19 protein-coding genes are annotated in these 21,554 nt (G+C 56.6%); 14 read left to right on the plus strand and 5 right to left on the minus strand.

Features of this window, described 5'->3' with window-relative positions:
• The first annotated feature begins 116 nt into the window (after positions 1-116).
• From JK231_RS18330 to JK231_RS18360, 7 genes are all read left to right on the plus strand, one after another.
• Positions 117-1,280 (plus strand): HD-GYP domain-containing protein, encoded by a 1,164-nt coding sequence (locus JK231_RS18330; RefSeq protein ID WP_211729199.1) that lies wholly within the window; start codon positions 117-119, stop codon positions 1,278-1,280.
• A gap of 108 nt (positions 1,281-1,388) precedes the next feature.
• Complete coding sequence (gene kdpF, locus JK231_RS18335) at positions 1,389-1,478, plus strand: K(+)-transporting ATPase subunit F (RefSeq protein ID WP_100701897.1); 90 nt, start codon at positions 1,389-1,391, stop codon at positions 1,476-1,478.
• Positions 1,478-3,157, plus strand: coding sequence for a potassium-transporting ATPase subunit KdpA (gene kdpA / locus JK231_RS18340; protein ID WP_160833773.1), 1,680 nt, complete (start codon positions 1,478-1,480; stop codon positions 3,155-3,157). Before kdpF ends, kdpA begins: the two co-directional genes overlap by 1 nt.
• Positions 3,158-3,164: 7 nt before the next feature.
• Complete coding sequence (gene kdpB / locus JK231_RS18345; RefSeq protein WP_211729200.1) at positions 3,165-5,213, plus strand: potassium-transporting ATPase subunit KdpB; 2,049 nt, start codon at positions 3,165-3,167, stop codon at positions 5,211-5,213.
• An 11-nt stretch (positions 5,214-5,224) separates the two neighbouring features.
• On the plus strand, positions 5,225-5,797 hold the full coding sequence (kdpC, locus tag JK231_RS18350; protein ID WP_211729201.1) for a potassium-transporting ATPase subunit KdpC: 573 nt from the start codon (positions 5,225-5,227) through the stop codon (positions 5,795-5,797).
• Positions 5,798-5,842: 45 nt separating this feature from the next.
• Positions 5,843-8,518, plus strand: a complete 2,676-nt coding sequence (gene kdpD, locus JK231_RS18355; protein WP_211729202.1) for a two-component system sensor histidine kinase KdpD — start codon at positions 5,843-5,845, stop codon at positions 8,516-8,518.
• A gap of 54 nt (positions 8,519-8,572) precedes the next feature.
• Entirely contained in the window at positions 8,573-9,070 is a 498-nt protein-coding gene (locus JK231_RS18360; RefSeq protein WP_034819827.1) for a TIGR00645 family protein, read from the plus strand.
• 39 nt (positions 9,071-9,109) lie between these two features.
• On the opposite strand, the gene JK231_RS18365 is transcribed toward JK231_RS18360, so the two are convergent.
• The gene (locus JK231_RS18365) at positions 9,110-10,039 is read right to left on the minus strand and encodes a LysR family transcriptional regulator (RefSeq protein ID WP_211729203.1); all 930 of its coding nucleotides are present in this window, start codon (positions 10,037-10,039) and stop codon (positions 9,110-9,112) included.
• A gap of 92 nt (positions 10,040-10,131) precedes the next feature.
• Between JK231_RS18365 and JK231_RS18370 the strand changes: the two genes are divergently transcribed.
• The 4 genes from JK231_RS18370 to JK231_RS18385 all read left to right on the plus strand — a co-directional run bounded on the left by JK231_RS18370 (position 10,132) and on the right by JK231_RS18385 (position 14,489).
• Positions 10,132-11,340 (plus strand): MFS transporter, encoded by a 1,209-nt coding sequence (locus JK231_RS18370; RefSeq protein WP_211729204.1) that lies wholly within the window; start codon positions 10,132-10,134, stop codon positions 11,338-11,340.
• Positions 11,341-11,393: 53 nt separating this feature from the next.
• The gene (locus JK231_RS18375) at positions 11,394-12,743 is read left to right on the plus strand and encodes a cation:proton antiporter (RefSeq protein ID WP_211729205.1); all 1,350 of its coding nucleotides are present in this window, start codon (positions 11,394-11,396) and stop codon (positions 12,741-12,743) included.
• Between the two features lie 26 nt (positions 12,744-12,769).
• The gene (locus JK231_RS18380) at positions 12,770-13,117 is read left to right on the plus strand and encodes a hypothetical protein (protein ID WP_211729206.1); all 348 of its coding nucleotides are present in this window, start codon (positions 12,770-12,772) and stop codon (positions 13,115-13,117) included.
• Between the two features lie 526 nt (positions 13,118-13,643).
• Entirely contained in the window at positions 13,644-14,489 is an 846-nt protein-coding gene (locus JK231_RS18385; protein WP_034819812.1) for an alpha/beta hydrolase, read from the plus strand.
• 120 nt (positions 14,490-14,609) lie between these two features.
• On the opposite strand, the gene JK231_RS18390 is transcribed toward JK231_RS18385, so the two are convergent.
• A complete protein-coding gene (locus JK231_RS18390; RefSeq protein ID WP_097119412.1) occupies positions 14,610-15,527 on the minus strand; it encodes a bestrophin family ion channel in 918 nt (305 codons plus the stop codon).
• Between the two features lie 254 nt (positions 15,528-15,781).
• Between JK231_RS18390 and JK231_RS18395 the strand changes: the two genes are divergently transcribed.
• Positions 15,782-16,423, plus strand: a complete 642-nt coding sequence (locus tag JK231_RS18395) for a hydrolase (RefSeq protein ID WP_034819796.1) — start codon at positions 15,782-15,784, stop codon at positions 16,421-16,423.
• 1 nt (position 16,424) lies between these two features.
• Here the strand turns inward: JK231_RS18395 and JK231_RS18400 are convergent, their stop codons facing one another.
• Complete coding sequence (locus JK231_RS18400; RefSeq protein ID WP_097119410.1) at positions 16,425-17,327, minus strand: LysR family transcriptional regulator; 903 nt, start codon at positions 17,325-17,327, stop codon at positions 16,425-16,427.
• 95 nt (positions 17,328-17,422) lie between these two features.
• Between JK231_RS18400 and JK231_RS18405 the strand changes: the two genes are divergently transcribed.
• Together JK231_RS18405 and JK231_RS18410 are read left to right on the plus strand one after the other, a co-directional pair.
• A complete protein-coding gene (locus JK231_RS18405) occupies positions 17,423-18,244 on the plus strand; it encodes an SDR family oxidoreductase (protein ID WP_211729207.1) in 822 nt (273 codons plus the stop codon).
• Positions 18,245-18,378: 134 nt separating this feature from the next.
• Complete coding sequence (locus JK231_RS18410; RefSeq protein ID WP_097119408.1) at positions 18,379-19,395, plus strand: NAD(P)-dependent alcohol dehydrogenase; 1,017 nt, start codon at positions 18,379-18,381, stop codon at positions 19,393-19,395.
• A 44-nt stretch (positions 19,396-19,439) separates the two neighbouring features.
• On the opposite strand, the gene JK231_RS18415 is transcribed toward JK231_RS18410, so the two are convergent.
• Both JK231_RS18415 and JK231_RS18420 read right to left on the minus strand, forming a co-directional pair.
• The gene (locus tag JK231_RS18415; protein ID WP_182059279.1) at positions 19,440-20,219 is read right to left on the minus strand and encodes a Sua5/YciO/YrdC/YwlC family protein; all 780 of its coding nucleotides are present in this window, start codon (positions 20,217-20,219) and stop codon (positions 19,440-19,442) included.
• Between the two features lie 259 nt (positions 20,220-20,478).
• On the minus strand, positions 20,479-21,411 hold the full coding sequence (locus tag JK231_RS18420) for a nucleoside recognition family protein (protein WP_211729208.1): 933 nt from the start codon (positions 21,409-21,411) through the stop codon (positions 20,479-20,481).
• Between the last annotated feature and the right edge of the window lie 143 nt (positions 21,412-21,554).

A 21,554-nucleotide genomic window follows, 5' to 3' on the forward strand; every position in this document is an offset into this window, starting at 1 on the left:
ATTGCGCTAATCCAAATCACTTCCCCCTTCACAGATCGCACAAATCACTCCTGAAGATTATTTGCTCAGCTGCCGATACCTCTCCTTACCATCCACTGATATTAAGGAGAGATATCGTGATAAAGCTGATTACCGTTGACGAATTGCGGCAAGGAATGTTCATCCACAAACTGGAGGTTTGGTGGCTCAAGGACAAACGCATTCGCAACCAAATGCTGATCACCGATAAACGCCAGATCGCGATGATCCGCAACGAAGGGATCCAGCAGATCTGGATCGATATTGATAAGTCGGTACAGGCACCTGCGAAGCCTGCGCCGAAGAAAGCCATTCCGCAAACCCCATTTTTCAAAGAGCTGGACCAGGCGCAAACCATCTTCAATCAGGGCAAGCCGCAGGTGCTGGCGATGTTCAACGAAGCGCGTATGGGTCAGGGGCTGGACCTCAATTATACGATGGACCTGGTGGACGAAATAGCCGGATCGATTACCCGTGAACCCACTGCGCTGCTTAGCGTGGCGCGGCTGAAAAATCACGACGATTACACCTATCTGCACTCCATGGCGGTGTGCGGGTTGATGATCTCGCTGGGCAAAAAAATGGGGCTCGATGAACACCAGCAGCGGCGCGTGGGCATGGGCGGTTTGCTGCATGATGTCGGCAAATCGGCAGTGCCGCTGGAGATCCTCAATAAACCCGGCAAGCTCACTGAAGAAGAGTTTACCGTGATGCGTCAGCACCCGATTGTCGGTGCGCAGATGCTCATGGAAGCCGATGCGGGTGAAGACCTGCTGGATATCGCGCTACATCATCATGAGAAATTTGACGGCAGTGGTTATCCGCATGGCCAGAAAGCGGAAGAGATCTCGCTGTTTTCACGCATGGCTGCGGTGTGTGATGTCTACGATGCCGTGACTTCAAATCGCCCCTATCGCAAAGGCTGGACCCCCGCCGAAGCGATGCACAATATGCTGAGTTGGCGCGGTCACTTCGACAACACGCTGCTGCATGCTTTCGTGCGCACCATCGGCATTTATCCGGTGGGATCGTTGGTAAGACTGGCATCCGGGCGCGTGGCGCTGGTGGTGCAGGCCGGTGAAAAATCGCTGTTAAAACCCAAAGTGCATGTGTTCTGGTCTTTACACGCGCAACGTGAAGTGAAACCGGAAGAGCTGGATCTCGGGGATTCGTTCTGCACCGACAGTATCACGGGGGCCGAAGACAGTGGCCTGTGGCAGAACATCGACCTCAATCGCATCTGGGCACTGGAAACCGCCTAATTCGACAGCATTTTTATACTTTCTTTACGCCGGATTCCCGCCTTTTTACCCCTTCTTTATGCCGCGCCGCGCATGCTAGCAGCACTACCTAATCCTCTGGAGGTTGCTGTGAGCGTGGGCGTGATTGCCGGCATCGTGCTGGTGTTTATCTTGTTGGGCTACCTGATCTATGCCCTGCTTAATGCGGAGGCATTCTGATGGCTGCGAATGCGTTTTTACTGATTGCGGTCTATCTGCTGGTGCTAATGGTGCTGGCACAACCGCTGGGGCGTTTTCTTGCGGTGTTAGTGGCCGACAAGCCGCTGTTGCCGCGTACCGAGCGGGCGCTGTGGCGGCTGGCCGGTGTGGAGAGTGGCGCGATGCGCTGGCCGCACTATCTGCTGGCGATCCTGCTGTTCAACGCGCTGGGGTTCTTATTATTGCTGGCGATTTTGATGTCGCAGGGGTCGCTGCCGCTCAACCCGCAACACCTGCCTAATCTAAGCTGGGATCTGGCGCTCAACACCGCCGTCAGCTTTGTCACCAACACCAACTGGCAGGCTTACGCGGGCGAAAGCACGGTGAGCTATTTTAGCCAGATGGCGGGCCTCACGGTGCAAAACTTCCTGTCGGCGGCGACCGGTATTGCAGTGGCTTTTGCGCTGATCCGTGGTTTTGCCAATCGCTCACTGGATACGCTGGGCAACGCCTGGCGCGACCTGACACGTATCACGGTGTATGTGCTGCTGCCGATCAGCCTGCTGATAGCGCTGTTCTTTGTTTATCAGGGCAGCATCCAGACGTTTGAGCCTTATCACGCACTCACCACGCTGGAAGGGGCGAAGCAAACGCTGCCACTCGGTCCGGTGGCTTCGCAGGAAGCGATCAAAATGCTCGGCACCAACGGCGGCGGCTTCTTTAACGTTAACTCAGCCCATCCGTTTGAAAACCCGACCGCGCTGACCAACTTCGTGCAGATGCTGAGTATCTTTCTGATCCCGGCGGCGCTGTGCTTCACCTTCGGTCAGCATCTGGGCGACCGCCGTCAGGGCCACATGCTGCTGTGGGCGATGACCATCATGTTTGTGCTGGCGGTGGTTACCGTGATGTGGGCAGAGCTGCGCGGTAATCCGCACTTCCTGGCACTCGGTGCAGACAGCGCCATCAACATGGAAGGCAAAGAGACGCGCTTTGGCATCCTCAACTCCAGCCTGTTTGCGGTGATCACCACCGCAGCCTCGTGCGGTGCGGTGAATGCCATGCATGACTCCTTTACTGCACTGGGCGGCATGGTGCCGATGTGGCTGATGCAGCTGGGTGAAGTGGTGTTCGGCGGCGTCGGTGCCGGGTTGTACGGCATGCTGCTGTTCGTGCTGCTCGGGGTATTTATCGCCGGTCTGATGATTGGTCGCACACCTGAATACATGGGTAAAAAAATCGACGTGTGGGAGATGAAAATGACCGCACTGGCGATTCTGGTGACGCCTACCCTGGTGCTGCTCGGCACTGCACTGGCAATGATGACGGATGCAGGGCGCGCCGGTATGGCGAATCCAGGCATCCACGGCTTCAGCGAAGTGCTGTATGCCGTTTCGTCTGCATCTAACAACAACGGCAGTGCTTTTGCCGGTTTGAGCGCCAACACCCCGTTCTGGAACCTGTTGCTGGCCTTCTGCATGTTGGTGGGACGCTTCGGCATCATCATTCCGGTGATGGCGATCGCTGGCTCACTGGCGGCGAAGAAAATCCAGCCGGTGGGCAACGGTACGTTACCGACCCACGGTCCACTGTTTATCGCGCTGCTGATTGGCACCGTATTGCTGGTGGGGGCACTGACCTTTATCCCCGCGCTGGCTCTCGGCCCGGTGGCGGAACATCTGCAATTAATTCAGGGATAACGGAATCATGAGTCGTCAACAACTGGCGCTGTTTGATGCAGCGCTGACGAAAACCGCGGTGCTGGATGCGGTGAAGAAACTCGATCCGCGCGTGCAGTTTCGCAACCCGGTAATGTTCCTGGTGTGGCTCGGCAGCGTTCTGACCTCGCTGCTGGCCATCGGCATGCTGACAGGCCATCTGAGCGGTAACGCCGGGTTCACCGCCGGTGTCGCCATCTGGCTGTGGTTCACGGTACTGTTTGCCAACTTCGCTGAAGCGCTGGCGGAAGGGCGTAGTAAGGCGCAGGCCAACAGCCTGAAAGGCATCAGCAAAACCAGTGATGCGAAAAAGCTGGCTGAGCCACGTCATGGCGCGCAGTGGCAGCCGGTAGCGGCAGACACCTTGCGTAAAGGCGACATGGTGCTGGTGGAAGCGGGTGACATCATCCCGTGTGACGGCGAAGTGCTGGAAGGCGGCGCGTCAGTGGATGAGAGTGCGATTACCGGCGAATCGGCTCCGGTGATCCGTGAATCCGGTGGCGATTTTTCGTCGGTAACGGGCGGTACGCGCATTCTGTCCGACTGGCTGGTGATCCAGTGCAGCGTCAATCCGGGCGAAACCTTCCTTGATCGCATGATTGCCATGGTCGAAGGTGCCAAACGTCGCAAAACGCCGAACGAGATCGCGCTGACTATTCTGCTGGTGTCGCTGACCATCGTGTTCCTGCTGGCGACGGCCACCCTGTGGCCGTTCTCGGCCTACGGCGGCACGCCGGTGAGCGTAACGGTGCTGGTGGCGCTGCTGGTGTGTCTGATTCCGACCACTATCGGCGGCTTGCTGTCGGCGATTGGCGTGGCGGGGATGAGCCGCATGCTCGGTGCAAACGTCATCGCCACCAGCGGTCGTGCGGTGGAAGCAGCGGGCGACGTCGATGTGCTGATGCTGGATAAAACCGGCACCATCACGCTGGGTAACCGCCAGGCGACGCAGTTTATGCCTGCACCTGGCGTCACCGAGCAGCAGTTAGCGGACGCCGCGCAGCTGGCCTCGCTGGCGGATGAAACCCCGGAAGGGCGCAGCATCGTGGTGCTGGCGAAGCAAAAATTTAACCTGCGCGAACGCGATCTCAGCAGCATGGGCGCGAGTTTTATTCCGTTCTCGGCACAGACGCGCATGAGCGGCGTCAACGTGCAGGATCGTCTGATTCGTAAAGGGGCCGTTGACGCGGTTCGCCGCCATATCGAAGCCAACAACGGCCGTTTCCCGGCAGAAGTGAACGCCAGCGTCGAAGAAGTGGCGCGCGCGGGTGGCACACCACTGGTGGTGGCCGAAGGCGCACAGGTGCTGGGCGTGGTGGCGCTAAAAGATATCGTCAAAGGCGGCATCAAAGAACGTTTTGCCGAGCTGCGCAAAATGGGCATTAAGACGGTGATGATTACCGGCGATAACCCGCTGACGGCGGCGGCCATCGCGGCAGAAGCGGGCGTGGATGATTTCCTCTCGGAAGCCACACCAGAAGCCAAGCTGGCGCTGATTCGTCAGTATCAGGCGGAAGGGCGTTTAGTGGCGATGACCGGCGACGGCACCAACGACGCCCCCGCGCTGGCGCAAGCGGACGTGGCAGTGGCGATGAACTCGGGCACTCAGGCGGCAAAAGAGGCCGGGAACATGGTCGATCTCGATTCCAACCCGACCAAACTGCTGGAAGTGGTGCACATTGGTAAACAGATGCTGATGACGCGCGGTTCGCTGACCACTTTCAGTATCGCCAACGACGTGGCGAAGTACTTTGCCATTATCCCGGCGGCGTTTGCGGCCACCTATCCGCAGCTCAATATGCTGAACGTGATGCATCTGCACTCACCGAACTCAGCGATTTTGTCGGCGGTCATTTTCAACGCGCTGGTGATTGTGTTCCTGATCCCGCTGGCGTTGAAAGGTGTGAGTTATCGCCCAATGAGTGCTGCCGCGCTGCTGCGTCGCAACCTGTGGATTTACGGTGTCGGCGGATTAGTGGTGCCGTTTATTGGCATTAAAGCCATCGACCTGCTGCTGACGCTGTTTGGCCTGGTTTAAGGAGAAGAGAAATGAGTCAGTTACGTCCGGCTATTGTATTGTTAATACTGCTGACGCTGTTAACCGGCGCGGTCTATCCGCTGCTGACCACCGGCTTAGCGCAGTGGTGGTTTCCGTCACAGGCCAACGGTTCGTTGATTGAGCAGGATGGCGCGGAGCGCGGTTCCGATTTGATTGGTCAGGTATTTACGCAGCCCGGCCATTTCTGGGGCCGTCCATCGGCAACCGGCGATGCGCCCTATAACGCATTGGCTTCCAGCGGCAGCAACCTGGCGGCGAGCAATCCGGCACTGGATAAAGCGGTGGACGAGCGCGTGGCTGCCCTGCGCACCGCCAATCCACAGGCTCCAACTGCGGTACCGGTTGAGCTGGTGACCGCATCGGCGAGTGGGCTCGATCCGGATATTTCACCGGAAGCCGCATTGTGGCAGGCACCGCGTGTGGCGGCAGCGCACAATATGGCGCTGAAGGATGTGGAAGCGCTGATTGCCCGTAACACTGAGCGTCCGCTGCTGCCGTTTATCGGTGAAGAGACGGTGAACGTGTTGCGGCTGAATATGGCGCTGGATGCGCTGCAGGGATAATTGATTGATAGCGCGATTTATCGCGCTTTTCTCGACGGATAACTGATGAACGATGAAATCACCCGCCCCGATCCCGATGCGCTGTTGCTGAATCACAGCGACAGCCATCGCGGTAAGCTGAAAATCTACTTTGGCGCCTGCGCGGGCGTGGGGAAAACCTTCGCCATGCTGCAGGAGGCGCAGCGTTTACGTGCGCAAGGCCTCGATGTGCTGGCGGGCGTGGTGGAAACCCATGGACGTGAAGAAACCGCTGCGCTGCTCAATGGCCTGGCGGTATTGCCGCGTCGCGCCACCGGACGTTCGCGGCACGCGGAATTCGATTTGGATGCGGCGCTGGCGCGTCATCCGGCGGTGATCCTGATGGACGAACTGGCACACACCAATGTGCAGGGTTCGCGCCATCCCAAACGCTGGCAGGACATCGAAGAGCTACTGGAAGCGGGCATCGACGTGATCACCACCGTCAACGTGCAACATCTGGAAAGCCTCAACGATGTGGTTGGTGGCGTGACCGGCATCCAGGTGCGAGAAACCGTCCCCGATCCGTTTTTCGATAGCGCCGATGAGGTGATGCTGGTGGATCTGCCGCCGGACGATCTGCGTCAGCGGCTGAAAGAGGGCAAAGTCTACGTCGGCGATCGCGCCGAGCGCGCGATTGAAAACTTCTTCCGCAAAGGCAACCTGTTTGCCCTGCGCGAACTGGCACTGCGCCGCACCGCAGACCGCGTGGACGACCAGATGCGTGCCTGGCGCGACCAGCAAGGCCGCGACAAAGTCTGGCACACACGTGACGCCATTTTATTGTGCATCGGCGATGACACCGGCAGTGAAAAACTGGTGCGCACCGCCGCGCGTTTAGCCGCGCGTCTCGGCAGCGAGTGGCACGCAGTATACGTAGAAACGCCGCGTCTGAATCGCCTGCCGGAAGCACGTCGTCGTGCCATTTTACGCACGCTGCAACTGGCCCAAGAGCTGGGTGCGGAAACCGCCACCCTGTCCGATCCCGATGAAGCCCGCGCCGTGCTGCGTTACGCGCGCGAGCATAATCTCGGCAAAATCGTCACCGGTCGTCAGCCGCAACGGCGCTGGCGGCGCGACAGTTTTGCCCAGCGTTTGGGCCAGCTTGGCCCAGACCTCGATTTGCTGGTGGTGGCACTGGACGAACCGGTGCGCGACGCGCCGCATCCGATGGGCGGTAAACAGGCCAACAGTGATAAGTGGCGGCTGCATCTGCGCGGCTGCCTTATGGCGATTGCGCTGTGTATTCTGGTGACGATCGTAGGTCGCTGGCTACTGGTGGAGTTCGATCCGGCCAACGGCGTGATGATTTATCTGTTAGCCGTGGTGTTAGTCGCGCTGCGCTTTGGCCGCTGGCCCTCGGTGTTTGCCACGGTGATCAACATCCTGGCTTTTGACCTGTTCTTTGTCGCCCCGACCGGCACCGTGGCGGTATCGGATTTGCAGTATCTGGTGACCTTCGCGGTGATGCTGGCGGTAGGGGTGATCGTCGGGAACCTGACAGCAGGCGTGCGCTATCAGGCTAAAGTCGCGCGCTATCGTGAACAGCGTGCGCGGCATTTGTATGAGATGGCAAAATCGCTCGGCAGCGCGCTCACGCCGCAGGATATCGCCGCCACCAGCCAGCGCGTGATTGATGTCACCTTGCAGGCACGCAGCCAGCTGCTGCTGCCGGATGAGCAGGGCGAGTTACAGGCGGTGGGTGAGAGCAGTATTGGTACGCCGCCCGATCTCGGCATCGCCAAATGGAGCTTTAGCAAAGCACAGCCCGCCGGTGCAGGCACCGATACCTTGCCAGCGGTGCCGTACCAGATTTTGCCCTTAAAGAGCGGCAATCACTGCCGTGGACTGTTGGTGGTGGAGCCGGAAAACCTGCGCCAGCTGATGATCCCTGAACAGCAGCGTCTGGTGGAAACCTTCACGGTGTTGATCGCCAACGCGCTGGAACGCATGGCGCTGTCACAGAGTGAAGCGGCGTCTCGTTTGGCGGCAGAGCGTGAGCAACTGCGTAATGCCCTGCTATCGGCACTTTCACACGACCTGCGAACCCCGCTGACGGTGCTGTTCGGTCAGGCGGAAATGCTGATGCTGGATTTGGCCGGCGATAACTCAAAATATGTCGGCCAGGCGAACCAGATTCGGGAACAGACGTTAAGCACCATTCGGCTGGTGAGCAATATGCTGGATATGGCACGTATTCAGTCTGGTGGACTCAACCTGCGCGAGGAGTGGGTGGCGCTGGATGAAGTGATTGGCGGGGCGCTGAGCAGTATGGGCCCCTCATTGAAAGGACACGATTTTGCACTCGATTTGCCGCCGGAACTGGTGCTGATCAAAGGCGATAGCGCGATGCTGGAGCGGGTGTTCACCAACCTGATCGAGAACAGCCTCAAATATGCCGGCAACGCCGCGCAGCACGGCATTCGCGCCTGGCGTGACAAAGAGCGGCTGGAGATTGCCGTCTGGGACAACGGCCCAGGGATCGCCGAAGAGAATATGACGCGCATTTTCGACAAATTTGCGCGCGGCGATAAGGAGTCGGCGGTGCCGGGTGTCGGGCTCGGTCTGGCGATCAGTAAAACCATTATTGAATCCCATCGCGGGCGTATTTGGGCGGAAAACCGACCGGAAGGGGGCGCAGAGTTTCGCTTGTCACTGCCGCTGCCAGCGGCCCCTGAAATTTCTGAAGAACCGCTGAAATAACTTCACACAAGTTCGGTTATAATCGACCACTTGTCTGTTGATTAATGGGAAATTATGGAACGTTTTATCGAGAACCTGATGTATTCATCGCGCTGGTTACTGGCACCGGTTTACATTGGACTTTCGCTGGGGCTGCTGGCGCTGACCGTTAAATTTTTCCAGGAAATTTTTCACCTGTTGCCCAACATACTCAGCATTGCTGAGAACGATCTGATTCTGCTGCTGCTGTCGCTGGTGGACATGACGCTGGTCGGCGGATTGCTGGTGATGGTGATGCTCTCTGGCTATGAGAACTTTGTTTCTAAGCTGGATATTGATGAGAACAAAGAGAAGCTGAGCTGGTTGGGCAAGATGGATTCCGGCTCGCTGAAGAACAAAGTCGCGGCTTCGATTGTAGCGATTTCATCGATCCACCTGCTGCGCATCTTTATGGACGCGCGCAATGTCGATGACAGCAAGCTGATGTGGTACGTGATTATCCACCTGACCTTTGTGCTGTCGGCCTTCGTGATGGGCTGGCTGGATAATATGTCGAAGGTCGAGAAGAAGTAATTTGGTGTGCCAGGTGCGCCATTATGGCGCCCTGGCCCCTCACCGCACCGGCTGTGTGCCCGCCAGTTTCGGCATCACCTCTCTGATCATCGCAAAAAACTGCCGCATACGAGCGGGATAATAGCTGGCCCACGGATAGGTCAGCCACACCGGCAGCGGCGGCGCTTGCCACTCGGGCACCAGCTGAATCAAATCCCCTTTTGCTAAGTCCTCCTGTACTACCCACGACGACACAATCGCCGCACCCATGCCCGCCAGCGCGGCTTTGCGAATGGCGTATAAGCTGTCGCTGGCGAGGCGAGGCGCAATCGGCAGATTCATCGGCTGCCCATCACTCAAGCGCTGTAGTGCAAGCTCATTGCGGTAAAAGCTGGTCAGTGCCAGCCAGGGTAATTCGGTGAGCTGGCTGACATCCTCAATCGGCACATGCTGTGCCAGCAGTGAAGGTGCGGCCACCACAAAGCGCGGCACTTCAGCCAGCAGAATCGCCACCAGCGAGGGATCGTTTACTGCACCCACCTGAATCGCACAGTCGACGTTTTCACTGATAAAGTCCGGCGTGCGATCATTGAGCATCCACTCCACCGTCAAGCGCGGGTAGCGCTGCAGGTAATCCACCAGCGGATCGATCAACTGGTCTTGTCCAAATGCATGGGGTGCACGCACGCGCAGTGTGCCAATCGGGTCGTCACTGGAACCTGTTAGTTCATCTTCCAGCGCGTGCCAGGTCGCCAGCAACTGCCGCGCCTGCGCATAGCAACGTTCGCCGTCATCGGTGAGTTTTAGTGCATGGGTGGTGCGCAGAATCAGCTTCAGTCCTAACCGCTGTTCCAGTGCCTGCAACCGGCGGCTGATGGTGGGTTGTGTCGTGCCCAACTGCGCAGTGGCGGCTGACAGCGATCCACTTTCGACAATACGTATAAAGGTCTGCATCAGTTCAATGCGGTCAATACTGGTTGGATTGCTCATACGCACCGTGCATAACAGTTCTGTGTTTGATGAGTCTACCGCGTATGGCCGTGACGCGCTTTAATAAGCGCACTTTCACGGGGGAATTCACTATGTCAGCCATTTCGCAATCTACTGCATTGCCAGCTGAAAAACTGCCAGCGCCGCTGGTGTTCACGCTTGCTGCAGGTGCCGGGCTTAGCGTGGCATCGATTTACTACAGTCAGCCGATGCTGGATATCATCAGCAAACAATTTAACGTCGGTATCGGCAGTGTTGGTATGGTGCCGATGCTGACCCAGGCGGGATATGCACTCGGTATTCTGCTGCTGGCACCGCTCGGTGACCGCCATGACCGCCGCACCATTATCCTGATTAAAGGACTGATGCTGGTCGCCGCGCTGTTGCTGTGTGGCTTCTCGGGCGGCATCAACGCGTTACTGATCGCCAGCTTTGTCACCGGCTTAACCGCGACCGTGGCACAGGACATCGTGCCTGCTTCGGCGGCACTCGCGCCAGAACGCAGTCGCGGTAAAACTGTTGGCACGGTGATGACCGGCTTGCTGGTCGGTATTCTGTTGTCACGCGTGGTGAGTGGCGTGGTGGCGGAGTATCTGGGCTGGCGCACCATGTACATGGTGGCGGCGGTGGCCGTGCTGCTGATTAGCCTCGCGCTGTGGCGTGTGTTGCCGCGCTTCAAACCGGGCACCTCTGTCAGCTATCCACGTCTGCTGCTGTCGCTGGCGCACCTGTGGCAACATCATCAGACGCTACGTCGTGCCGCACTGGCACAGGGCTTGCTGTCGGTGGGTTTCAGTGCCTTCTGGTCAACGCTGGCGCTGATGCTGAGTGAGCGCTTCCATTTTGAAAGTGCAGTAGCAGGGGCGTTTGGTCTGGCGGGTGCGGCTGGGGCCCTGGCGGCACCGCTGGCGGGAAGCGTGGCGGATCGCATCGGCCCTGCCCGTGTCACCCAGTATGGTGCCACGCTGGTGATGGTGTCATTTGCGCTGATGTTCCTGCTGCCACTGTTGCCGGTTCCGGCTCAGATTGGCCTGATCATCATCAGCACCATTGGCTTCGATTTGGGCGTGCAGGCCACACTGGTAGCGCATCAGACGCTGGTCTACAGCCTGGCACCAGAAGCGCGTAGCCGACTGAATGCGTTGATGTTTACCGTGGTGTTTATTGGCATGGCGACCGGTGCGGCACTTGGAAGCCTGGCGCTGGCGCACTTTGGCTGGACCGGTGTGGTAGCACTCTCCACACTCGCCGCTGCGCTTGCTTTAATGATCCGTCTGGCGAGCCGCCATCTGAAAAACTGATTGAGTATATTGTGCCAGGCTTAAGGGAGAATGTTATTTAAAAACGGAGCGTTATGAACTTCCTGGCCTGGACTGCCGCTACCGGTGGTCTGTTACTTCTCATGTCACTGGCTTCCGGTTGGATTCACCGTGGGCCAGTGACCGCATTTGGACTTTACCTGTTCGCGGGTATTCTCTGCGGCCCATGGCTGCTCAATCTGCTGCAACTCGATATTCTCGGGCACGCCGAACTCGCCGCCCATCTCACCGAAATCGCCATGGCAGCCTCGCTGTTTATCACAGGCCTTAAATTACGCGTGCCACTCACAGCCCATGCCTGGCGCCTGGGGGGGCGGCTGGCGTTTCCTGCCATGCTTCTCACCGTAGGCGGCATGACGCTGCTGGTGCACTGGATGACCGGTTTTGACTGGGCGCTGTCGCTGGCATTTGGTGCCATTGTGGCACCGACCGATCCGGTGCTGGCCAGCCTGATTTCCGTTAACGATGCGCGCGATGATGACGCATTACGCGTGGCGCTTTCCAGCGAAGCGGGCATGAACGATGGATCGGCGCTGCCGCTGTTGATGCTGGCGCTGCTCATGATGCAGTCCGATACGCTGAGTATCAGCCATTTGAGTGAATGGGCGTTGAGAGATGGGCTGTGGGCCATCGGCGGCGGGGTAGCCATTGGCTATCTGCTCGGTCGCTTGATTGGCCAACTGGCGACCCAGTTGCGCAGCGCGCATCAGGATATTGCACCTAATGATTTTCTCGCGCTGGCACTCATCGCGCTTAGTTATGCGGCGGCGCAAGCGGTAGATGCATCCGGCTTCCTCGCCACCTTTGCGGCGGGTGTTGGGCTACGTCGCGCTGAGCTGCGTGTGGTAAAGCACTATCCGCAAGACGAGTTGTCAGAAGAGGAGCAATACTTGCCCGCTGAGGCGCGCGTCAATCCCAATCAACGACTGGCGCACGGTGGCAGCGGTATGGTCAAATCAATGGGGTTGGTAGTCGGCGATGCGTTGTCGTTTGGCGATACCATCGAACGCCTGCTGGCTGCCGGCCTGATGGTAGTACTGGGTATCACGCTGGCGCATCACTGGAATCTAACTGGCATTGGCCTCGCGCTGCTGCTGTTTGTGGTCGTGCGTCCGCTGGCGGTATGGATCACCACCTGGCGCTGTGAGATACCGCTCATGCGCCGTTTGCTCATTGGCTGGCTGGGGATTCGCGGCATCGGCAGTATCAATTACATTGCTTACGCCTGGGTGCACGGCATGCGTGGCCCACAAGCAGAGCAAATGGTGGATATGGCGTTGACGTTAGTGGTGTGCAGCATCGTACTGCACGGCATCACGGTGACGCCGTTATTAAACTGGCGTGCCGCCCGTCAGGCGGCACGTGCGCAACATAATCAAAAGTGATTTTCTGGAAATTACTGGAGTCTGTTATGAAAGCCATATTAATCGCCCTCGTTGGGCTCTCGCTCTCCGCCAGTGCCATCGCCGCTGACGGTGATAACACCAGCGAAGAGAATGTGTATGCCAGCCAGCTGTGCCATCTGGTAAGCAGCGAAAAAAAGACCAGCGATCTGGATACCTATACCGCGAAGATGAAGTCTCAGCTGGCTGCCAGCCAGTCTTCTTCGGCGATGGATAAGACTGAATTCAATGAAGAAACGGCGCAGGAAGTGATCAGCGCCTGGATGGAACTGGGCGAGGATGAACGCACGCAGCTGCGCCATAATCAGCAGCAGTGCGAGCAAACAGTTATGACCCAATTCCAGCAACAGGATTAAATCCCCGTCATACTTCAAGCTGTAGCGGCGTTGGCTGCGTCTGCTCGCCCCAGTCACTTACTGCAGTAAGCTCCTGGAGACTCGCATCCTTGCCGCCTTGCTACAGCTCGAATTATTTAGGGAATTAAATCCCCGTCATACTTCAAGCTGTAGCGGCGTTGGCTGCGTTTGTTCGCCCCGGTCACTTACTGAAGTAAGCTCCCGGGGACTCACGCACTTGCCGCCTTGCTACAGCTCGAATTATTTAGGGGATTTCAGCGTCTAACCAATTACGTGATCTCGAGTGTTCTCTTTCATTTAGCGGAAAAATTTGGCGGATTCACTATAAAATAAGCGCCTTTATAGGCGCTTTTTCTATGGATCTTTTGTACAAAATGCGTACATAATCGCCAGCGTTGAAAGTTGACACGTATCACATAACGAGACGCAGCCCACAAGGCTGACATGTTTATTTCAATACTGGCTACTGGGCATGAAACTTACACGGCGTCACTTTTTGTTGGCAACCGGGGCAACCGTCCTTTCGATGACCACGGGCAAACTGTTTGCCCGCGATGACATCATCCCATTGTGGCCAGACGATCCGCCAGGCGGTGGCGGACCGTCTGGGCTATTGAAAGTCAGTATGAATGGCTCCTGGACCAACATTGTATCTCCCGCGATTCAGCGTTTCCGTCCGGAAAATCCCAACGGCGAAGCGGTGATCGTGGCGGCTGGCGGCGGCTATCGTTTTATCGGCATGGGGCGTGAAGCCTGGCCGGTGGCGCGCTGGTTAAATGCCAACGGTTACACCGTGTATGTGCTGAGTTACCGCTTGCCGGGAGAAAAGTGGCAGGCGGGCAACCTCGCGCCGCTGCAGGATGCGCAGCGCGCCATTCGTCTGGTGCGTTCTATGGAGAGTAAAGTGCATCTGCTCGGCTTCTCCGCTGGCGGACATCTGCTTGGCATGGCGGCCGCACGTCCTGATTTCGAAACCTATCCGGCGCAGGACCCGCTTGACCAGATCCGTCCAACGGCCGATAGCGTTGGCCTGATCTATCCGGTCATCACCCTTGAAGCGCCATATCAGAACACCAAGACGCACCTGATGATGGTAGGCGATCACGCGACACCCACTCAGGAAGCGAACTGGTCAGTGCAGAATTATGTCACCCGACAATATCCACCGACGTTCCTGGCGCAGGCGGAAGATGATCACACCTCCAATCCCCATAACACTGAAATGATGCGCGATGCCTGCCGTCGGATGCAGGTGCCAGTGGAGTTGATTGAACTCAGCAGCGGTGGGCATGGCTTTGGTCTGGGGAAAGCGGGTACGCCTGCTGCGCTCTGGGATCAGGCGTATGTGCGCTGGCTGGATCTGCACAGTTAATCGGATAGAAAAACGTATTATCCGAAGAGACTGACCACATAAGTGTTAGCTATGTGGTCGGTCTGAGCTGTTAGCCATATGTCCGGCTGTGCTGTTATGCGCGCCAGGCAAATGGACGCTTTACGTCAGATTAAAATGCTCATCCGGCTGGCGCGGTTCCGGCAACGGGAAATCATTGTTCATCGCCTTCAAATTACGTTCGATATTCACGCACAGCGCATCCAGTGGCAGATGGTTGGGCGCAGTGCCGAACGGATCTTCCAGCTCTTCCGCCAGTGACTCCAGCGACAGGAAGGTGTACGAGATAAACACCGACACCAACGGCGTCATCAGATGCAGATCCGCCACCAGCGCAAACGGTAGCAGGGTACAGAACAGGTACACGGTGCGATGCAGAATCAGGCTGTAGGCAAACGGAATCGGCGTGCTGGCAAGGCGATCGCAGCCGCCCAGATAAGCCGACAGATGATTGAGATTGTCATCGATACTCTGCCAGACAATATCCGACACCAAACCCTCATCGCGCCGCTGCGCCAGCCATTCGCCCATGCATAACAAGGTCTGTGAGGTCGGCATCGGATGGCTCAATACGGCACTGTGCCACTTCTCCGGCAGCAAGCGCGCCAGATCGGCCTGCGCATCGGTTTTACGCAGCCGATGTTTCATTGCCCAGCTAAATGCCAGCTGCAGCCCTACAAACTCCTGCACTTGCGCTTCACTGATGCCGCGAATGCATTTTATCTGGCGCAGCAGTGAGCGTTGCGTGATGTGCATATTGCCCCACAGCGTGCGCGCTTCGATAAAACGCGCATAGCTGGCGTTATTGCGGAAGCCAAGAAAGATGGCAATCGACACGCCAATCAAGCTGAACGGTGCAGTCGTGAGGTGAATGCCGAAAGTGGAGTACCACGGATAGCCGATAATGGCGATCACCGACATCAGCAGGTTGAGCGACAGGCGAAACACAATGCTAACCAGCACCGAGCCGTGCCAGTCAAACAACCTGATGAACCAGTGTTGACGAGGACGTACGATCATTTTGCGATGGTGTTTTTTTATGATTTTGTTGGCACAGGTTACGCCTGCTGATACACCGGAAGCAATGTGAAAAACAGCGCATTTGAGGCTGAAATTGCTGTGTTGAGTGTTAATTTATCTTTTTAAATCAGTCTTCTAAAAACAGTTTGAACAAGTTGTAAAATTCTTTGCGTTATCTCTTAGCGGCCCCTTTCTCTAAAGTTCATTCCAGCAGCACAACACACAAATTTAAAAACACTTTAGAGGAATACATCATGTCTAAACTCGACCTGCTCGACCCACAGAACTCAACTCTGATCTTTATCGACCACCAGCCGCAGATGGCTTTCGGCGTCGCCAATATTGATCGCCAGCAGCTCAAAAATAACACCGTCGCTTTGGCAAAAGCGGGCAAAGTTTTCGACGTGCCGGTGATTTATACCTCTGTAGAAACCGAAAGTTTTAGCGGCTATATTTGGCCAGAACTGTTGGCAGTGCATCCGGAATCGAAGCCGATTGAGCGTACTTCGATGAACTCATGGGAAGATGCCAAATTCGTTGAAGCGGTGAAGAAAACCGGCCGTAAGAAATTGATTATTTCAGCGCTTTGGACGGAAGTGTGTCTGACTTTCCCGGCCCTGATGGCCTTGAAAGAGGGCTTTGAAGTGTACGTGGTGACCGATACTTCAGGCGGCACCAGCGTCGATGCCCACGAACGCTCCATTCAGCGCATGGTGCAGGCCGGTGCGGTGCCGGTGACCTGGCAGCAAGTGCTGTTGGAATACCAGCGCGACTGGTCACGCAAAGAAACCTACGATGCGGTGATGGATCTGGTGCGTGAGCACAGCGGCGCATACGGCATGGGCGTGGATTACGCTTACACCATGGTGCACAAAGCGCCACAGCGTCAGGCTTGAATTACGACTGGCGCGGCAGGCTGTTTTTCAGAGCATCGATAAACAGCCGCAGCGCCATCGACTGATGCTGGTTGGGCGGGAACCACAAGGCCAGACCTGCCGACTGCACCCGCCAGTCGGCGAGCAGTTCCACTAACTGGCCGGATTGCAGCGCCGCTTCGGCGTAAAGCGACGGTACATAAGCAATGCCCAATCCGCTGATGGCCGCGCGGGTCATTAGCGCGTTATTATCTAAGGTGATCGTGCCCGGTACATCCAGTTCATAGCGTTTCCCCGCATTCTCATACTCCCAGCGATAGCGTTTCCCGCTCGGCAGACGATGGCGAATGCACTGCTGCTGCAACAAATCCTGCGGCTGCTTGATGGGGGCGTGTGCGGCGAGATAGGCCGGTGAAGCCACGGTGATAAAATTCAGCGGGCCGCCCAGCGCAATCGCCACCATATCCTGCGGCACATCTTCAATCAGCCGAATGCCGGCATCAAACCCGGCGGCTGTGATATCCACCAGTTCACCCTGCGCGGCAAAATCGAGCTGAATGTTCGGGTAATCAGCGCAAAATCCCGGCACCACTTTTTCCAGCAGGATGCTAATAGCCGCATCGCTGGCACTGATGCGTAAGGTGCCTGCGTGCTGCTGGCGGCGGGCGCTGACATCGTGTAGCACTTCATCCATTTCATTCAGTAGTGGAGCGAGGCGATCGATTAACTGTTGCCCGGCATCAGTGAGCGATACGCTGCGGGTCGTGCGCTGAAAAAGCTGTACCCCCAGATTCTGTTCCAGCGCTTTCACCAGATGGCTGAGTGAAGAGCGCTTCAGGCCGAGCATCTCAGCGGCACGGCGGAAGCTGCGCTGCTCGCCCAACGTTTTGATGGCCTGAAGTTCATGCCAGGAAGGTCTTCTCATTGGTGGTATTTCCTCACCAGGTCATGCGCGATTAGGGAGATTATGACCACCAGTAAAGCGATCTATCATCGGGTTTTCAACCGGAGGACGACAAAATGAAAACCTGGTTAATTACCGGTGCCAGCAGTGGGCTGGGCCGTTTGATGAGTGAAGATTTACTGGCACGTGGCGATCGCGTGCTGGCCTGCGTACGTCGCACTGAGGCAATGGCGGATCTGCAAGCGCGATACGGTGGGCAGTTACAGGTCATGATGCTGGATTTGGCGAACACCGCCAGCATTGCGCCAGCCATCGCGCAGGCATTTGCCAACGTTGAGCGCGTCGATGTGGTGGTCAGCAATGCCGCCTATGGTCTGTTTGGCGCGGCGGAAGAGCTGAGCGATACGCAGATTGATCGTCAGATCGCCACCAACCTCACCGGCTCAATCCAGCTAATTCGCGCCGTGATTCCGCTGCTGCGCCAGCAGGGCGGCGGGCGCATCGCGCAGGTTTCCTCGGAAGGCGGGCAGGTGGCTTATCCCAACTTCAGCCTGTATCACGCCAGCAAGTGGGGCATCGAAGGATTTGTTGAAGCGGTACGCCAGGAAGTTGCCAGCTTTGGCATCGATTTCCTGCTGGTGGAGCCGGGTCCAACCGCCACTCACTTTGGTGCCGGGCTGGATATTGCTGAGGCGCAGGATGTTTATCGGGACACCGCCTCCGGTGAAGTGCGCCGCGCGATTATGTCTGGCGAGTTCGCGATCAAAGGCGATGCCGCGAAATCTGTCACCGCGATGATCGCCACGCTGGATCAACCCGCCATGCCGCTGCGTCTGGCACTGGGCAGCACGGCGTATGACAATATCGAAGCCGCGCTGGAACGACGCCTGGCAGAGCTGCGTTTGCAGAAAGAGATAGCCTATCGTGCGGATGTGTAAAAGCTTTTCGCATAACCGCACGGAGTAACAGGCAGGGAAGCGGCATCGCTGCCAAACTTAGCGCACAAAAGAAGGCATGCACGTTTCGCAGCGGCATGCTTTGTATTGAGCGTTTTGCTAAGGAGAAAGTGGTTATGAAAGCGATGATCCTGAAACAACCCGGCGGTTTAGAGCACTTGCAGCTGGCGGATCTGCCCGATCCCGGTAAACCGGGCGCCGGAGAGATCCGCGTGGCGATCCATGCCACCTCACTTAACTTCCACGATTTGCTGGTGGCTAACGGATCGATCCCCACCGAGCAAGATCGCATTATGATGGCGGACGGTGCGGGCGTGGTCGAAGAGGTCGGTGCAGGCGTCACCGACTTTAATCCCGGCGACCATGTGGTGTCCTGTTTCTTCCCACAGTGGCAGGATGGGCTACCGTTTGCTCAGGTCGGCAATTTCACCCAGACACCCGGCGATGGAACAGACGGCTTTGCCGCCGAAGTGGTGGTGCGTCCTGCGCATCACTTTACCCTCGCACCGCGCGGCTGGCGGCATGCCGAAGCCGCGACGATTACCACATCAGGCCTGACGGCATGGCGCGCACTGGTAGGCGATGCGCAGATTAAATCGGGCGATACCATCGTCACGTTGGGCACCGGCGGCGTGTCGATTACTGCGCTGCAAATTGCCAAAGCGATGGGCGCACGAGTGATTGTCACATCTTCATCGGATGAGAAGCTGGCCAGAGCCAAAGAGCTGGGGGCCGATGCGGGCATCAACTATCGCACCACGCCGGAGTGGGGCAAAGCGGTTCAGCAGCTGACTGAGGGCAAAGGCGCGGATGTGGTGATTGAACTGGGCGGGCCGGGCACCATGGCACAGTCGATTGAAGCGGTGCGCGTGGGCGGTCATATCGCGTTAATTGGTGTGCTGACCGGGTTCGAAGGCGTGATACCCACCTCGCTATTGATGGCAAAGCAGGCGCGTATTCAGGGGTTGATTGTCGGCCATCGTCGTCAGCAGCAGGATTTCGTGCGCGCGTTAGAGCAAACGGGTATTCGCCCGGTGATCAGTGACAGTTACGGTGCGCTGAACGATCTGCCTGCGGCCTTCCAGCATCAGCAGTCGGCGGGACACTTCGGCAAAATCACCGTGGAGTGGTAACGCGAATTAGCCTGTTTTCCAAACCAGGAAACAGGCTAGTGACATCAGTAGTAATCACCGTGGCGGTAATCCCATGACGGGAAGATATCCGACAGCAACGCCATGATTTTATCGACATCAAGGCCTTTGCGAATCAATACCGGACACGGGGTGATTTTACGCTCGCCGTTTTGCTGTGGAATCAGACGACCTTCGCTATCGACCATCGACACCATTACGCCTTGTTCGTAGCGCACTTTATTTTCATCGTTAGGCTGAATGGATTTCACGTAGTCATTGGCTTCAATAATTAAATCGGCACGCGATTCAATACGTTCGCCAATTCCTTCAACCAAACCACGGTTACCCTGACCTGATGGATTCGCAGAACTGGCGAAGGAGAATTTCCCGTGATCTTCCCACAGCGCTTTCGCAATATTTTCGCCTGGGCGACCAAATTTAATCACGAAACAACTGGTCTGGCGGCCATCCATCATCAGCTCTTTTGAACCGTCAGCCGGAATACGCGCCAGCGCATCTTCGCGCCACGGTAAAATACAACCCAGCAAAATATCCTGATCCCAATGCTGCTGATAAAGCTGATCAATTTCCGGCGTCAGTTGAGCCAGTGAACGCAGTTGTTCCAGCGAGCCACACAGTACCACGCCTGGCTTGTTGCGCTTGCGCTGCTTGGCTTCAAACTTACGCTCTAACCCGGCTTTATCGGAGGTCATGATGATGTAACCGACTTTCGTTGGGCTCACAATCATGCCGCCGTCCTGGGACAAAATCTCGATGGCTTCAGGTTGTAACCCGCCATTCCACGTTATTTGCTTACCGCTCATGGATCTACCCTATCTGCGTATCAATAGATGACGTACAGGAATATTACCTGCAATGTAATTAAGGAATTAATTAACCGGATAATTCATCGGGATTAATGGGTTTGTGCAAAACCATGCTGGTGATAATAGTACGATAATTAAAGGTGATGCAACTGATGAAAATAACGATGAAAGGAATAGGGTTAATTTAAAATAACACGCGGGAATTGTAGTGTTATTTAAACAAGGCGCTGAATAAGTCTTTCAGCGCCAGGGTTAATTAAAATATCAGAGCGTGTGCCACACCGCGCAGCGCAATGCCGAGGATGATGCCCGGCACGGCGAAACGGAACAGACGCGGGAAACGACTCGACAGGCCAAGGAAGATACCAATCCCCGGTAAATCAAAGGTCTGAATAAACCAACCCGCCGAGGCGTTGATGTTGTGCGCACTGTATAAACCTTTATCGACCAGCCCGGCTACCACGCCGTAGTAGGCGGTGCCGCCTGCCAGGCATTTGGTCAGTGCAGGCAGAATATACACTTCAGAGATGTTGAATCTGTCCAGCAGCGGAGAAACCAGCCGGGTAAGCATCTCAATCCCGCCGGACTCTTTCAAAATCCCCACCACCGACAGTGAGAGAATCAGCATCGGCAGCGATCCCAGCGCCAGACGAATCGCGTCCGCACCCGCGCTGTTGATGATGGCGATCAGTCCCATTTTGCTTTCATTATTCGCAACGGCTTCATCTTCATTGAGCAGCGCTGCATCCGAGAGCTTGCGCCCAAAGAAATGATAAGTGGTGGCTGCCGCCAGCACCCCGCCGCAGATGGAGATGAGTATCGCGGCACTCCAGTTGAGCCCGGCAGGAATCAGCGGATAAAAAGCGTTGGCTTGCCCCATGGCAAACAGCATCGCCAGCGTGGCCGCCATATGGCGATCGGAAGTGCCACGTTTTTCCATAATCGCTAATGCCGCTAACGGCGCGGCGAAACTGACAAAGTTCAGCTGGATCAGGGCAAATAATGCCAGTCCGGTAATACCTAAAGGTTTTAATAACGGTGTGGAATGACGTACCACAAAATCCAGCACACCTTTCACTTCCAGATATTTCATGATGAATAACATCACCACCATGATAGGAATAAGCGTGTACAACGCGACATCCACCGAGGATTTGCCCGCAGACATGATAATGCTGATGATATTCATGCGGTTGCCTGAACCTCGAACCACGGCTTAATACCGATAAGCATACAGCTCCCCTTGCCTTAAAAAACGCATAAAAATGCCAGCGCGAAGGGCGCTAGCTAAGGGATAAATAGTATCCCGGTGGTCTAAACTTGAGTAGTGAA

Source organism: Pantoea sp. JGM49, from assembly GCF_018257655.1.
Classification (GTDB): domain Bacteria; phylum Pseudomonadota; class Gammaproteobacteria; order Enterobacterales; family Enterobacteriaceae; genus Pantoea; species Pantoea communis.